Origin of the sequence: Agromyces sp. SYSU T00194 (assembly GCF_040496035.1) — a bacterium.
GTDB lineage: Bacteria > Actinomycetota > Actinomycetes > Actinomycetales > Microbacteriaceae > Agromyces > Agromyces chitinivorans.
Genome location: NZ_JBEPJZ010000001.1, coordinates 2,630,658 through 2,644,179, shown reverse-complemented (window position 1 = coordinate 2,644,179; position 13,522 = coordinate 2,630,658). Strand labels below are relative to the sequence as shown.

Here is a 13,522-nt window from a genome sequence, read left to right as displayed (position 1 = left end):
GCCGTGCGCGTGCTCATCGCCGGGGCATCCGGCTTCATCGGTTCCACCCTCGTCCCCCTCCTGCGGGAGGACGGCCACGAGGTCGTGCGCCTCGTGCGCCGCACCCCGCGCGCCGAGGACGAGCTCAGCTGGTCGCCCGGCTCGGGCATCATCGACTTCACGGTCATGGACCGCGTCGACGCGGTCGTCGCCTTCTCCGGGGCCAACCTCGCGCGGCTGCCGTGGACGCCGGCGTACCGGCGCGAGATCCTCACCTCGCGGGTCAACGCCACCCGCACGCTCACCGACGCCATGCGACAGGCACGCACGCCGCCGAGCGTCTTCCTGAACGCCTCCGCGTCGGGCGTCTACGGCGACCGGCCCGCGGAGGCGCTCACCGAGGACGCCGAGCCCGGCGAGGGGTTCCTGCCCAGCGTCGTGACCCGCTGGGAGGACACCGCGCGCCTCGCCCCCGAGCAGACGCGCACCGTCATGTTCCGCACGGGCATCGTCGTCGGCGACGGCGGCGCCATGCAGCGCCTCTCGCTGCTCACCCGCCTCGGGCTCGGCACGCGGCTCGGCACGGGCGGGCAGCACTGGCCGTGGATCAGCCTGGTCGACGAGGTGCGGGCCATCCGGCACCTGCTGGTCGACTCGCAGCTGTCGGGACCGGTGAACCTCGCCGGGCCGACGCCCGCGACCTACGATCGCGTCGCGCACGCGCTGGCCGATCGGATGCGACGGCCCTACGCCTTCACGGTGCCGGAACCGGCGCTCCACGCGATGCTCGGGCAGGCCGCCGACGAGTTGCTGCTGGCGAGCGCGAAAGTGATTCCGGCGCGGCTCGTCGACGACGGGTTCCGCTTCGCGCATCCGACCGCCGAGCAGGCGATCGACGCGATGCTCAGCGGGGAGGCCGCGCGCGTTCGAGCGTGATCGCGCGCCGCACCGCGGCGCGCGCCCGGCGGCGGTCGCCCGCGGCGTCGTACGCGATGCCGAGCCGCAGCCAGGCGCGCCACGAGTCGGGCGCCGCCTCGGCCTCCGCGCGGAACGCGTCGAATGCCGCGGCCGCCTGCGCGCGGTCGGGCCGCCCGCTCGGCTGCGCCGGGAACTCGGGCAGCCCGTCCTCGGCGTCGAGCCGGTCGACCAGGCGCTCCGAGCGCACGCCGAACGCGAGCTCGCGCCAGAGCGCCCACGCGGCGATGACCGGCAGGATGATGAGCGCCAGCCCGATGCCGATGCCCACGGGTTCGCCGGAGCCGAGGAAGAGCACCGCGCGCCAGCCCACGAGCCCGATGTAGCCCGCGAGCAGCACGGCCATGACGATGGCGCCGATGCGCGCCGCCTGCGTGGCGCTCACGCGGTGGGGAACCCGAGGTCGAGCAGCGTCTCGAGGCCGACGGCGACGCCGCGCGATTCCGGCGCGGCGCGCAGTGCGAGCAGGATGCCCGCCTCGTACGACGACGGGCTCTGCGTCGAGTGCGTGAGCGTGAGCGTCTCCCCCGTCGCACCGAGGATCACGTCCTGCTTGGCGAGCACGCCGTCCATGCGCAGGCTGTGCACGGGCACGCCCGCCACGAGCTGGCCCCGGGCGCGCTGGTCGGAGTGCGGCGCCGACACGGGCCGCCCGGCGAGGTGCGCGTCGGCGATGAGCTCGGCCGTGCGCACCGCGGTGCCGGACGGCGAGTCGACCTTGCCGGCGTGGTGCGCCTCGATGATCTCGATCGAGTCGAAGTAGGGGGCGGCGATGGCCGCGAACCGCGAGGCGAGCACGCTGCCGAGCGAGAAGTTCGGCACGAACAGGATGCCCGGAGCATCCTCGTCCTCCCCGGCGACCCGTCCGCGCACGTGGTCGATGCGCTCGCCCGACCAGCCGGACGTGCCGACGACCGCGGGGATGCGGTGCGAGATCGCGGCGTCGACGACGCGCTCGGTCACGCCGGGACGGGTGACGTCGAAGACGATGTCGGCGCCGTCGATCTCGTCGAGGCTGCTCGACGAGTCGAGCCCCGCATGGAGCTCCAGGTCCTCCGCCTGCTCGATGAGGCCGAGGGCCAGCCGGCCCATCCTGCCCGTCGCACCCACGACCGCCACCCGACTCGTCACGCACTCACCCTAGCAATCGGCTCCTGCGAGTCGCGGCACCGCCGGCCGTAGGCTGGGCCCGATGGACCAGTACGTTGCCACCCCGCCCACCGACCCCGCGGCCGTGCGCCTGCTCGACGCGTACTTCGCCGAGCGCACCGCGAGCTTCCCGCCCGCACAGGGCGCCTACGCGCCGACGTACCCGGCCGACGCGCCGTTCACCCCGCCTGCGGGGGTGTTCCTGGTGCTGCAGGACGACGGTGCCGACATCGGATGCGGCGGGGTGCGGCGCATCGACCCCGGCGACGAGGGGCTCGTGCGGTACGAGGTCAAGCACCTGTGGGTCGCGCCGTCCGCGCGGGGCGGCGGACGCGGTCGCGCACTCCTCGTCGAGCTGGAGCGCCGCGCCGTGGAGCTCGGCGCCGAGGAGCTCGTGCTCGACACCAACGCGAGCCTCGAGGCGGCCGGCTCGCTGTACCGGTCGCTCGGCTACGTCGAGACGCGGCCGTACAACGACAACCCGAACGCGACCCACTGGTTCGCCCGGCGGCCCTGAGCCCGGCGAGCGGGTGCGGGCGCGCTCGTCGATGGGGCCGAATGGAGGACGGATGCGACGGCGCGCCGCGTCAGCCCGGGGCATCCGCCCGAATCTCCTCCGATTCGCACCGAGGACGCGGGACGCGGCTCCGCTCAGATCGCCCAGGGCTCGGGCAGGCCCGTGCGCAGCTCGGGCGGCAGGTGCGCGAGGTCGTTGTGCACGAGGAGGCTCCACGGGCGGCGAGGCTTCTGCACGAGCACGGTGAGGCCGCAGTTGGCCTGGTTCACGGTGACCCAGCGCCACTCGGGCGCCTCGAGCACCTCCCGCACGAACCAGCCGATCACGAAGTTGTGCGTGATCAGCAGGTCGTGGCGGTCGCCGCGGTGCGCGCGGAGGAACTCCCCGGCCGCGTCGGCCATCTGCGCGCGGCCGGCCTCGATCTCGGCTTCGGTGACCGAGCCGAAGAACGGCTCGTAGAACGAGGGCATCTCCTCGGCCGGCCCCGACGGCACGCAGTCGAACAGCAGCGGCGACGGCTCGGACGTGAGCGCGGGCATGCGCTCGGAGAGGATCTCGGCCGTCTCCGCCGCGCGCTCGAGCGGCGAATGCCAGGACGCGTCGAAGGGGATGCCGCCGAGGCGCTCGGCCAGCAACTGCGCCTGCCTGCGACCGCGGGGCGACAGCGGGCCGTCGGGCAGCCCGTGCTCGGCGTCGAGTTGTTCTCCGTGGCGGACGAGGTAGAGGTAGTGGGTCACGGGGTTCCCTCGGTCGGGGCGGGCGGGCGGGGGGATTCGGTCGTGGCGGTGCGGATGCCGTCGGCGATGCCGCGGAGCGATTCGGGGTCGACGGCGCCCACGGCGGCGATCGACCAGGGACGGTCGCGCAGGTCGGCCGCGAGCGTGCGCACGTCGTCGGCGGTCACCCGCGCGATGCGGCGCAGCGCCTCGTCGAGGTCGACGAACTCGCCGTGCGTGAGCTCGGCGCGGCCGAGGCGGCTCATGCGGGTGTCGGAGTCCTCGAGCGCGAGGGCCGCGCCGCCGCCCAGCTGGCCACGGGCCCGGGCGAGGTCGGCCGCCGAGACGCCCTCCTCGGCGATGCGGCCGAGTTCTGCGACCACGAGCTCGGCGACGGTCGCGGCGTTCGCCGGCTGGCACGCGGCGAAGGCCCCGAACACGCCCGCATCGGAGTACCCCGGGGCGAGCGAGTGCACGGCGTACGCCAGGCCCCGACGCTCGCGCACCTCCTGGAACAGGCGCGACGACATGCCGCCGCCGTAGATGGCATTGAGGACGTTGAGCGTGGGACGGCGCGGATCGGTCGCCGTGGGGCCGGGCACGCCGAGCAGCAGGTTCACCTGCTCGATCGGGCGGTCCTCGACCGAGACGTCGGCACCGCGCACGAGCGCGGCCTCGGTGTCGAGTCGGCGCGGCGCGGGCCGGGCCTGCGTCTCGAGGTCCCACCCGCCCGCGGCGAGGGCTGCGGTGACGCGGGCGACGAGCGCCTCGTGGTCGACCGCGCCCGCCGCGGTCACGACGAGTTCGCTGGGGCGGTAGCGCGCACGGAAGTGCGTGACGACGGCATCGCGGCTCGCGCGCCCGATCGAGTACCGGGTGCCGCCGATCGGGCGCCCGAGGGGATGCGCGCCGAACACCGCGTCGAAGAAGCGCTCGCTCGCGGCATCCGCCGGGTCGTCGCCCGCCATGGCGAGCTCCTCGAGGATCACCCCGCGCTCGTTCTCGAACTCGTCGGGGTCGATGCGCGAGGCGGTGAGCATGTCGGCGAGCACGTCGACCGCCATGTCGAGGTCGCGGTCCTGCACCCGCGCGTAGTAGCAGGTGTACTCCTTGGCCGTCATCGCGTTGTGCTCGCCGCCGACGGCGTCGAAGGCGGTCGCGATGTCGAGCGCGGTGCGCGTGGCGGTGCCCTTGAAGAGCAGGTGCTCGAGGAAGTGCGTCGAACCGTAGGTGCCGGGCAGGGCGGGATCGTCGTCGCCGTGCTCGTCGCGCGAGCCGACGCCGACCCAGAAGCCGACCGTGGCGCTGCGGCTGCCGGGCATCGCCTCGGTCAGCACGCGCAGGCCGCTCGGGAGCACGCTGCGCCGGACGCGCGCGTCACCGGCTGCATCGAGGGTGAGTTCGGGCGCGTCCAGCTGGAGGTCAACGGCGCCGTTCATCGCGTCCAGCCTACGTCAGGCGTGCGACGTGACGGCCGCTGCCCACAGCGAACGGCGACGATCCGTGCGTCAGGCGCTGATGCGGTCGAGGTCGAGGATGTCGGCGCGGGTGAGCTCCAGCGCGCCGGCCGCCATGAGGTCGTCCACGTGCTCCGGGGCGGTCGCGTCGACCACCGGTGCCGCGACCGTCGGCCGCGAGAGCAGCCACGCCAGCGCGACCGCGGCGGGGCGCACGCCGTGCGTGGCGGCGATGCGGTCGACCGTCGCGAGCACGCGCGTGCCGCGGCGGGTCAGGTAGGCGCCGGCGCGCGTGCCGCGCACGTCGCGACGGATGTCGCCCCGCCGGCGCACCGTGCCCGCGAGGAATCCGCTCGCGATCGACGTGTACGGCAGCACCGCGAGCCCCTGCGCCCGCGCCACGAGTTCGAGGGATCCCTCGAAGCCGCTGCGGTCGAGCAGGTTGTAGCGCGTCGAGATCGTCGCGAACCGAGGCAGGCCGTTGGCGGCGAGCACGCGCGCCTCGAGCAGGCGGTCGGCCGAGAAGTCCACCGCGCCGATCGCACGGACCTTGCCGGCGAGGATCAGCGCGTCGACCGCGCCGAGGCTCTCCTCGAGCGGGACGGTCTCGTCGTCGCCATCGAACGACAGCAGGTCGATGCGGTCGGTGCCGAGCCGGGCCAGCGACGCATCGACGGCCGCGGTGACGTGCTCGGGCGTAAGCCCCGGGTGGTCGGGGTGGCGGCCGATGCGGGACGCGAGCACGACCTGGTCGCGACACCCGCGGGCGCGCATCCACGAGCCCACGAGGAACTCGGCCCGCCCTGCGGCGTCGCTGTCGACGGTCGTGATCAGGTTGCCGCCCGAGAAGAGGAACTTGTCGAGTACCGCCCCGGAGCCGGCGGCGTCGAGCGTCCAGCCGAAGTCGGTCGTGCCGAGGCCCACGGGGTGCACCTCGAGGTCGGTTCCGGGGATCGTCCGGCGATGCGCCATGACGATCGGGCCGGAGTGCAGCGTCTCGATCGTGTGCGGCCCGTCGGCGCGCTCCTCATCGGGGCGCTCCTCGGTGCGCGCAGGCGCGTGCGCGGCATCCGACACGGCATCCGCCACCGCCGTCTCGACGGGCTGCGTCTCGACCGGCTCGGTCACGGGCTGCGGACGCTCTGCGGGCGCTGTCTCGTCGCCCGCGCGGCCCCCCGCCGCATCGAGCGCGTTCGCCTCGACTTCCGTCATCGTGATCCTCCTCCCCAGGATTGGCTTCGACCCTATGCGGCGACGTGCCGGAGGACGCGCCCGATTCGCGCAACCGTTACCCAATCGTTTGCTGGTGTTCATGCGGCGTGACCCTCGCGACCCCTTGCGGCGCCACTGAACGATCGTTTAGCATGCTGAACATGCGTTCAACGTCGGGCGACCTCACCACCGCGGCGCGCATCCGCGACCGCGCGATCGAGCTCTTCGGCTCGCGCGGGTACGCGGCCACGAGCATCCGCGACATCGCCCGCTCCGCCGGGGTGAGTCCCGCCCTCGTGATGCACCACTTCGGCTCGAAGGAGGAGCTCCGAGCCGCGTGCGAGACGTTCCTCATCGGCTCGGTCTTCGACGAGAAGGACCGCGCCCGCGGGCCGCAGGTGGGCGCCGCCATGCGCGAGTGGCTCGCCGACGTCGACCGGTTCCGGCCCTACGTCGACTACCTCGCGATGATGCTGCAGGAGGGCGGGGACGCGGGCAACCGGGTCTTCGACGCGCTGCTGCACGAGACCGGCGAGATGCTCGCGGCGGGCGTCGCGGACGGCTCCATGCGGCCGAGCGACGACCCGGAGATGCGGGCACTGCTCGTCGCGATGCAGGCGCTCGCGCCGCTCCTGCTGCGGTCGCAGGTCGCCCGCACGCTCGGCGCCGACGTGCACGAGACCGCCACGGCGCGACGGATGACGCTGCCGATGCTCGACCTGTACACGCACGGCCTCTACGCCGACGACCACATGCTCGCCGCCGCCCGAGACGCGATGGCCGCGACCGCACCACCCACCGATGAAGGAGGGGCATGACGCCCACGACGACGACCGCCGCGATCGACTCGCGCGGCCTCACCAAGCACTACGGGGCGACCGTCGCGCTCGACCGCGTCGAGTTCGCGGTGCCCACGGGCTCCGTGTTCGGCGTGATCGGGCCGAACGGCGCCGGCAAGACCACGATGATGCGCCTGATGCTCGACATCATCCACCCCACGGCGGGCGAGGTGAGCGTGCTCGGCGCCGACCCGCGACACGGCGGCCCGAAGCTGCGCCGCCGCATCGGCTTCCTGCCCGGCGAACTGCACCTCGGCGGGCGCGGCAGCGGACGTGACCTGCTGCGCCACTACGCCCGCATCTCGGGCGGCGTGCCGCCCGCGCGCATCGAGCAGCTCGCCGACCGGCTGGGCGTGGACCTCTCGCGCCCGGTGAAGAAGCTCTCGAAGGGCAACAAGCAGAAGGTCGGGCTGATCCAGGCGTTCATGCACGAGCCCGAGCTGCTGGTGCTCGACGAGCCCACCAGCGGACTCGACCCGCTCGTGCAGCAGGAGTTCCTCACCATGGTGCGCGAGGCCAAGGCCGCGGGGCAGACCGTGTTCCTCAGCTCGCACGTACTGAGCGAGGTGCAGCAGGCCGCCGACGAGGTGGCGATCCTGCGCGACGGGCGCATCGCGACGGTCGCCACCGTGAAGCAGCTGCGTGAATCGGCCGTGCGCCACGTGCGCGTGGTCGTGGCCGAGGAGGACGCGGGCGCGCTCGCGGCGACGCTCAGCGCCTCCCCCGGAATCTCGGCGATCGGCCAGTCGCCGCTCGGCCCGTCCGAGGGCGAGTCGGAGTTCACCGCGACGATCGATGCGCACGTCGACGACTTCGTGAAGGCGCTCGCGCAGCATCCCATCGTCGACCTGGCGATCGAGGAACCCGAGCTCGAGGAGTCGGTCATGCGGTACTACGACGGCACCGACGACGGCACGGCCCCCGCGACCGGCCCCGTGCCGACCGGCCCGGCGTCGACCGGCCCCGTGCCGACCGGCCCCGTTGCGACCGACGAGGAGGGGGCCCGATGAACGGCACGCTCGCCCTCTTCCGCCGCGTCTTCGCGGGCACCTGGCGCGGCCTCATCGGCTGGATCGTCGGCGTGGTCGCCGCCCTGCTGCTGTACCTGCCCCTCTACTCGTCGTTCGCGCAGGACGGCCAGTTCGAGGACATCATGGCCACCATGCCGCAGGCACTGGTGAAGTCGCTCGGCTACGACCAGCTCGGCACGGGCGCCGGCTACGCGCAGGGCACGTTCTTCGGCCTGATCGGGTTCGTGCTGCTCACGATCGCGACGGTGGGGTGGGGCACCTCGGTCATCGCGTCCGACGAGGAGAACGGCCAGCTCGAGCTGACCCTCGCACATGCGGTCAGCCGCGGGCGCGTGCTCGCCGAGCGCACCGCCGCCGTCGTCGTGAAGCTCGCGATCATCGGGGTCGTGATCGTCGGCGTCGTGGCCGCGCTGAACGACCCGGTCGGACTCGGGATCGAGCCGTGGGACATCGTCGCCGGCACGGCGACGCTGCTCGGGCTCGCGATGCTCTCGGCGTCGGCGGCCATCGGCGTCGGCGCCATGACCGGCAGCCGCACCTGGTCGATCGGCGCGGGCGCCGGCATCGCCGTGGTCGGGTACGTGCTCAACGCGGTCGGCAACCAGAGCGCGGACCTCGAGTGGTTGCACCAGATCTCGCCGTACTCGTGGGCGTGGAGCGAGAACCCGCTCGCGGTCGGCCCCGACTGGATGGCCCTCGGCCTGCTCTACGGCATCTCGCTGCTGCTGCTGGTCGCGGGGTGGCTCGTGTTCCGCCGCCGCGACATCGCGACCTGACGCGTCAGCGGCGGGCCGCGCGAGCGACGACCCGTTCGGCCTGCCGCAGCACGGGCGCGTCGATCATGCGCCCGTCGTGGGTGAACACGCCGTCGCGACCGGATGCCGCGGACAGCAGCTCGCGCGCCGCCGCCAGCTCCTCCTCGGAGGGCCGGTACGCCTCGCGCACCACGGAGACCTGGCCGGGGTGGATGCACGCCGTCGCGGCGAACCCGCTGGCCGCGGCATCCGTCGCCTCGGCCGCCTGCCCCGCCTCGTCGGCGATGTCGAGGTGCACCGCGTCGATCGCCGCGATGCCGTGCGCGCCGGCCGCGAGCAGCACGCTCGCGCGGGCGTGCCGGGCGACGTCGCGGTAGCCGCCGTCGGGTGTGCGGCTCGACGAGCCGCCGAGCGCGCCGACCAGGTCCTCCGCGCCCCACATCAGCGCGACGACGCACTCGACCGATGCGATGTCGGGCGCCGCGATCACGCCGGCGGGCGTCTCGCACAGGGCCACCACGCGGTAGTCGCGCAGCGGCACGAGGTCGGCCGTGCCGCTCGCCTTCGCGAGCATCACGGTGTGGAAGCCGCCCGCGGCGACCGCGGCGAGGTCGGCGGCGAAGTCGGGGCTGCCCGCCGGATTGATGCGCACGATCGTGCGGTCGGCGTCGAGCCCCGATTCCGCGACGGCCGCACGGGCATCCGCCTTCGCATCGGGCCCGACCGCGTCCTCCAGGTCGAGGATGACCGCGTCGGCCCGGTCGGCCGCCTTCCGGAACCGCTCCGGCCGGTCGGCCGGGCAGAACAGCAGGGCCGGGCCCATCGTGAACGTCATGCGTGCGCCTCCTGGTTCGGCCGGCACTGCATGAGCACGCTGCGGCGAGCGCGGGCGACGACGTCGCCGTGCTGGTTGCGACCGACGTGATCCAGTGTGACGATCCCCTGCCCCGGGCGCGAGGCCGACAGCCGCGTCTCGGCGACCGTCGTCTCGCTGTAGAGCGTGTCGCCGTGGAACAGCGGTGCGGGGAACGACACCTCGGCGAACCCGAGGTTCGCGACGATCGTGCCCTGCGTGAGCTGGGAGACGGATGCCCCGACGAGCGTCGCGAGCGTGAACATCGAGTTCATGAGCCGCTGCCCGAACGGCTGCTGGGCCGACCAGGCGGCGTCGAGGTGCAGCGCCTGCGGGTTCATCGTGAGGGTCGAGAACAGCACGTTGTCGGCCTCGGTCACGGTGCGCCCGGGGCGGTGCAGGTAGCGCACGCCCGGCTCGAACTCCTCGAACCAGAGGCCGCGCTGCACCACCTCGCGCACGGGTCCGTCGGTCGGCGCCGCGCCCGCGGCATCCGTCTCGTGCATGTCGTTCCTCCTGCTACGCCGCGAGGCCGAGCTCCCGCGAGATCACCATGAGCTGCACCTCGGTGGTGCCCTCGCCGATCTCGAGGATCTTCGAGTCGCGGTAGTGGCGGGCCACGGCGTTCTCGTTCAGGAAGCCGTAGCCGCCGAACACCTGGGTCGCCGCGCGCGCGTTCTCCATCGCGGCATCCCCCGCCACCATCTTCGCGATCGACGCCTCCATCTTGAAGGGCTTTCCGGCGACCATCTTGCGCGCCGCGTCGTGCCAGCACAACCGCGCCTGCTGCGCGCGGGCCTGCATCTTCGCGATCGTGAAGGCGATGTGCTGGTGCGAGCCGATGTTCGTGCCGAACACGTTGCGCTCCTTCGCGTAGCGCACGGCCTCCTCCAGGCAGCCCTGCGCGGCGCCGGTCGCGAGCGCGGCGAACGCGATGCGGCCCTCGTCGAGCGACTGCAGGAAGTTGGCGTAGCCGCGGCCGCGCTCGCCCAGCAGGTTGCCCGCGGGCACGCGCACGCCGTCGAAGGCGAGCGGATGCGTGTCGCTCGTGTGCCAGCCGACCTTGTCGTAGCTCTCGCCGACGGTGAAGCCGGGCGTGCCGTTCGGCACGATGATGCTCGACAGCTCCTTCTTCAGGGTGCCGTCGGGGCGGGTCTGCTGGTCGGTCACGGCGGTGACCGTCACGAGGCTCGTGATCGGCGTGCCCGAGTTGGTGATGAACTGCTTGGAGCCGTCGATGACCCACTCGTCGCCGTCGAGGCGTGCGGTGGTCTCGGTGGCGCCCGCGTCGGAACCCGCCCGTGCCTCGGTGAGGCCGAAGCCGGCGAGCGCGCGGCCCGTGACGAGGTCGGGCAGCCACTCCTGCCGCTGCGCGTCGGTGCCGTAGCGGTAGATCGGCATGATGCCGAGCCCGACCCCCGCCTCGAGGGTCACGCCGATCGACTGGTCGACGCGCCCGAGCGCCTCGACGGCGAGGCAGAGCTGCACGTAGTCCTTGCCGCGGCCGCCGACCTCCTCGGGGAATGGCAGGCCGAACAGGCCCAGGTCGCCCATCTGGCGGATGATCTCGATCGGCAGGCGCCGCTCGGTGTCGTACTGGTACGCGGCGGGCGCGACGACCGTGTCGGCGAACTCCTTGACGGTCTCGTAGAGCTCGCGTTCCTCGGCGCTCAGCAGGGTGTCCAGCGTGTCCATGGTGTCCTCGTCATTCCTCGTGGGGGTGGGCCGCGGCGGCCTGGTGGGCCGGGGTCGCGGTGGTCTGTGGTGGGGCGGATGCCGCGGGAGGCGGCGCGTCGGCGGGCTCGGGCGCGTCGGACGTGAGCGCCACGGCCGGCTCGACGTGCGCGACGACCTGGTCGCGGCGCACCTGCGCACCGACGGCGACGGCCAGGCGCACGACGCCGGCGACGGGGGCGCGCACGCGGTGCTCCATCTTCATGGCCTCGACGCTCAACACGTCGGCGCCGGCCTCGACGGTGTCGCCGTCGGCGACCGCGACGGCCGAGACCGCGCCGGGCATGGGTGCGCGCAGCTCCGGCGCCGCATCCGCTCCCCCGCGCTCGACCGCTGCCAGCGACTCGGCGAGCCGTTCCGCGCGCCCGACGTGCCGCAGCTCGACGGTGCGCCCGTCGGCGTGCACCCACACGCTGCCGTCGTCGCCCGCCGCCGCGATCGCGTCGGGCCCACCGGCGCCCGCGCCGCCGACGCGGGGCCCGCCGGGCCCGCCGGCGTCCGCGCCGCCGACGCGGGGCCCGCCGTGCTCGCTCACCCCCGCCCGCTGGTGCGCAACCTGTGGCATCGGACCGCCGTTCGCCACCGATTGCGCACCAGCAGCAACCTCGGCCGCGGGCTGCTGGTGCGCAACGGGTGGCATTGGCGGGCCCGATGCCACAGGTTGCGCACCAGCAGGCGGCTGGGAGGTGCGCGTGAGTGCGGCAGGCGGCGGGGCGGCGAGGGTGGCGACTGGTTCGGCCGGGACGGACACGTCGTAGCGGGCGGCGTCGTGGGCGAAGGCCAGCGTGCGGGGGCGGTCGGCGCCGAGGCGCCAGCCCGAGGCCGACGACCAGAGTGGCGAGGCGAGGCCGCGGGCGACGTCGGCGGCACGGGCGTCGGCCCCGTGTTCGGAGACGAGGCGGGCGGCGGCGGCCAGGGCGGCATCCGTCGGCGGTTCGGGGGCGGATGCCGGCAGGCGATCGATCAGCCCGGTGTCGAGGCGTCCGGCGCGCACGTCGTCGTCGGCGAGCAGTCGGCGGAGGAACGCGATGTTGGTGTCGACGCCGAGCACGACGGTGTCGGCGAGCGCCGCGTCGAGCCGGGCGATCGCCTCGGCACGGTCGGCACCGCGGGCGATGACCTTCGCGAGCATGGGGTCGTAGTGGGCGGTGACGGCGGATGCCTCGTCGATGCCGCTGTCGACCCGCACGCCCGGGCCGTCCGGCGCCCGGTACGCGAGCACGCGCCCGGTCGACGGGAGGAAGCCGCGCTCGGGCGACTCGGCGTAGACGCGCGCCTCGATGGCATGGCCGTCGAACGCCACGTCGCCCTGCGCGAGCGCGAGGGGCTCGCCCGCGGCGATGCGCAGCTGCTGCTCGACGAGGTCGACGCCGGTGACGAGCTCGGTCACGGGGTGCTCGACCTGCAGCCGGGTGTTCATCTCGATGAAGAAGAACTCGCCCGGCGCGGCATCCGACACCAGGAACTCCACGGTGCCGGCGCCCACGTAGTCGACCGAGCGGGCGGCGGCGCAGGCCGCCTCGCCCAGCCGGCGACGGGTGTCGTCGTCGACGACCGGCGACGGCGCCTCCTCGATCACCTTCTGGTGGCGGCGCTGCAGCGAGCACTCGCGCTCGCCCAGGTGGATCACGCCCCCGTGGCGGTCGGCGAGCACCTGCACCTCGATGTGTCGCGGGCGTTCGAGGTAGCGCTCGAGCAGCAGCGCGTCGTCGCCGAACGCGGCGCGCGCCACGCGGCGCACGCCGGGCAACTCGGCACGGAGGTCGTCGACCGAGCGAACGACCTGCATGCCCTTGCCGCCGCCGCCCGCCGACGGCTTCACGAGCAGGGGGAACCCGACCCCGGGCGCGGCCGCGACCAGCGCGTCGTCGTCGAGCCCGGGCTCGGCGACGCCCGGCACGACCGGCACGCCGGAGGCCGCGACGTGCCGCTTCGCGCGGATCTTGTCGCCCATCACCTCGAGCGCCCGCTCCCCCGGGCCGACGAACACGATGCCCGCCTCGGCGCAGGCGCGCGCCAGGCCCGCATGCTCCGAGAGGAATCCGTAGCCCGGGTGCACGGCCTGGGCACCGGAGGCGAGCGCGGCCTCCACGATGCGCTCGGGCACGAGGTAGCTGTCGGATGCGGCGGCGGGGCCGATGCGCACGGCGTCGTCGGCAGCGCGCACGTGGAGCGCAGCGGCATCCGCATCGCTGTAGACCGCGACCGAGCGGATGCCGAGGCGGCGGAGCGTGCGGATGACGCGCACGGCGATCTCGCCACGGTTGGCGACGAGCACGGTGTGGAAGGGGGCTGCGGTCATCGG

The 13,522-nt window shown here is 74.0% G+C and carries 14 protein-coding genes; 5 read left to right on the top strand and 9 right to left on the bottom strand.

Annotated elements, in window-relative coordinates:
- The first annotated feature begins 3 nt into the window (after positions 1-3).
- Positions 4-915 (top strand): TIGR01777 family oxidoreductase, encoded by a 912-nt coding sequence (locus tag ABZK10_RS12455; protein WP_353809521.1) that lies wholly within the window; start codon positions 4-6, stop codon positions 913-915.
- Here the strand turns inward: ABZK10_RS12455 and ABZK10_RS12450 are convergent.
- On the bottom strand, positions 884-1,300 hold the full coding sequence (locus ABZK10_RS12450; RefSeq protein ID WP_353809668.1) for a hypothetical protein: 417 nt from the start codon (positions 1,298-1,300) through the stop codon (positions 884-886). The two genes, ABZK10_RS12455 and ABZK10_RS12450, sit on opposite strands and share 32 nt — an antisense overlap.
- Positions 1,301-1,335: 35 nt before the next feature.
- Complete coding sequence (gene dapB, locus ABZK10_RS12445) at positions 1,336-2,085, bottom strand: 4-hydroxy-tetrahydrodipicolinate reductase (RefSeq protein ID WP_353809520.1); 750 nt, start codon at positions 2,083-2,085, stop codon at positions 1,336-1,338.
- A gap of 61 nt (positions 2,086-2,146) precedes the next feature.
- On the opposite strand from dapB, the gene ABZK10_RS12440 reads away from it, so the two are divergent.
- Positions 2,147-2,620 (top strand): GNAT family N-acetyltransferase, encoded by a 474-nt coding sequence (locus ABZK10_RS12440; RefSeq protein ID WP_353809519.1) that lies wholly within the window; start codon positions 2,147-2,149, stop codon positions 2,618-2,620.
- 134 nt (positions 2,621-2,754) lie between these two features.
- Here the strand turns inward: ABZK10_RS12440 and ABZK10_RS12435 are convergent, their stop codons facing one another.
- The 3 genes from ABZK10_RS12435 to ABZK10_RS12425 form a co-directional block, all read right to left on the bottom strand.
- Entirely contained in the window at positions 2,755-3,357 is a 603-nt protein-coding gene (locus ABZK10_RS12435; RefSeq protein WP_353809518.1) for a histidine phosphatase family protein, read from the bottom strand.
- A complete protein-coding gene (locus tag ABZK10_RS12430) occupies positions 3,354-4,775 on the bottom strand; it encodes a M16 family metallopeptidase (RefSeq protein WP_353809517.1) in 1,422 nt (473 codons plus the stop codon). Before ABZK10_RS12430 ends, ABZK10_RS12435 begins: the two co-directional genes overlap by 4 nt.
- Positions 4,776-4,844: 69 nt before the next feature.
- Positions 4,845-6,005, bottom strand: a complete 1,161-nt coding sequence (locus ABZK10_RS12425; RefSeq protein ID WP_353809516.1) for an aldo/keto reductase — start codon at positions 6,003-6,005, stop codon at positions 4,845-4,847.
- Between the two features lie 161 nt (positions 6,006-6,166).
- On the opposite strand from ABZK10_RS12425, the gene ABZK10_RS12420 reads away from it, so the two are divergent.
- From ABZK10_RS12420 to ABZK10_RS12410, 3 genes are read left to right on the top strand one after another with little or no spacing between them, the layout of a single operon-like run.
- Positions 6,167-6,823 carry a TetR/AcrR family transcriptional regulator gene (locus ABZK10_RS12420; protein ID WP_353809515.1) on the top strand — a complete coding sequence of 219 codons (657 nt, stop codon included), beginning with the start codon at positions 6,167-6,169 and terminating at the stop codon, positions 6,821-6,823.
- Positions 6,820-7,854, top strand: a complete 1,035-nt coding sequence (locus ABZK10_RS12415; RefSeq protein WP_353809514.1) for an ABC transporter ATP-binding protein — start codon at positions 6,820-6,822, stop codon at positions 7,852-7,854. Before ABZK10_RS12420 ends, ABZK10_RS12415 begins: the two co-directional genes overlap by 4 nt.
- The gene (locus tag ABZK10_RS12410; protein ID WP_353809513.1) at positions 7,851-8,651 is read left to right on the top strand and encodes an ABC transporter permease subunit; all 801 of its coding nucleotides are present in this window, start codon (positions 7,851-7,853) and stop codon (positions 8,649-8,651) included. The genes ABZK10_RS12415 and ABZK10_RS12410 overlap by 4 nt, the downstream gene beginning before the upstream one ends.
- A 4-nt stretch (positions 8,652-8,655) precedes the next feature.
- Here ABZK10_RS12410 and ABZK10_RS12405 read toward each other — a convergent pair whose 3' ends face one another.
- The 4 genes from ABZK10_RS12405 to ABZK10_RS12390 are packed head-to-tail and all read right to left on the bottom strand — an operon-like array spanning position 8,656 to position 13,519.
- Entirely contained in the window at positions 8,656-9,465 is an 810-nt protein-coding gene (locus tag ABZK10_RS12405) for an HpcH/HpaI aldolase/citrate lyase family protein (RefSeq protein WP_353809512.1), read from the bottom strand.
- Complete coding sequence (locus ABZK10_RS12400) at positions 9,462-9,989, bottom strand: MaoC family dehydratase (protein WP_353809511.1); 528 nt, start codon at positions 9,987-9,989, stop codon at positions 9,462-9,464. Before ABZK10_RS12400 ends, ABZK10_RS12405 begins: the two co-directional genes overlap by 4 nt.
- Positions 9,990-10,002: 13 nt before the next feature.
- Positions 10,003-11,178: an acyl-CoA dehydrogenase family protein gene (locus ABZK10_RS12395; protein ID WP_353809510.1), complete on the bottom strand. Its 1,176-nt coding sequence runs from the start codon at positions 11,176-11,178 to the stop codon at positions 10,003-10,005.
- 10 nt (positions 11,179-11,188) lie between these two features.
- Positions 11,189-13,519 (bottom strand): ATP-binding protein, encoded by a 2,331-nt coding sequence (locus tag ABZK10_RS12390; RefSeq protein ID WP_353809509.1) that lies wholly within the window; start codon positions 13,517-13,519, stop codon positions 11,189-11,191.
- Positions 13,520-13,522 lie beyond the last annotated feature (3 nt).

Coding starts and splice junctions, on each gene's coding strand:
- ABZK10_RS12450 (WP_353809668.1), bottom strand. CDS start 1,300: ATGGCCGTGCTGCTCGCGGGCTACATCGGGCTCGTGGGCTGGCGCGCG.
- ABZK10_RS12440 (WP_353809519.1), top strand. CDS start 2,147: ATGGACCAGTACGTTGCCACCCCGCCCACCGACCCCGCGGCCGTGCGC.
- ABZK10_RS12430 (WP_353809517.1), bottom strand. CDS start 4,775: ATGAACGGCGCCGTTGACCTCCAGCTGGACGCGCCCGAACTCACCCTC.
- ABZK10_RS12425 (WP_353809516.1), bottom strand. CDS start 6,005: ATGACGGAAGTCGAGGCGAACGCGCTCGATGCGGCGGGGGGCCGCGCG.
- ABZK10_RS12420 (WP_353809515.1), top strand. CDS start 6,167: ATGCGTTCAACGTCGGGCGACCTCACCACCGCGGCGCGCATCCGCGAC.
- ABZK10_RS12415 (WP_353809514.1), top strand. CDS start 6,820: ATGACGCCCACGACGACGACCGCCGCGATCGACTCGCGCGGCCTCACC.
- ABZK10_RS12410 (WP_353809513.1), top strand. CDS start 7,851: ATGAACGGCACGCTCGCCCTCTTCCGCCGCGTCTTCGCGGGCACCTGG.
- ABZK10_RS12405 (WP_353809512.1), bottom strand. CDS start 9,465: ATGACGTTCACGATGGGCCCGGCCCTGCTGTTCTGCCCGGCCGACCGG.
- ABZK10_RS12400 (WP_353809511.1), bottom strand. CDS start 9,989: ATGCACGAGACGGATGCCGCGGGCGCGGCGCCGACCGACGGACCCGTG.
- ABZK10_RS12395 (WP_353809510.1), bottom strand. CDS start 11,178: ATGGACACGCTGGACACCCTGCTGAGCGCCGAGGAACGCGAGCTCTAC.
- ABZK10_RS12390 (WP_353809509.1), bottom strand. CDS start 13,519: ATGACCGCAGCCCCCTTCCACACCGTGCTCGTCGCCAACCGTGGCGAG.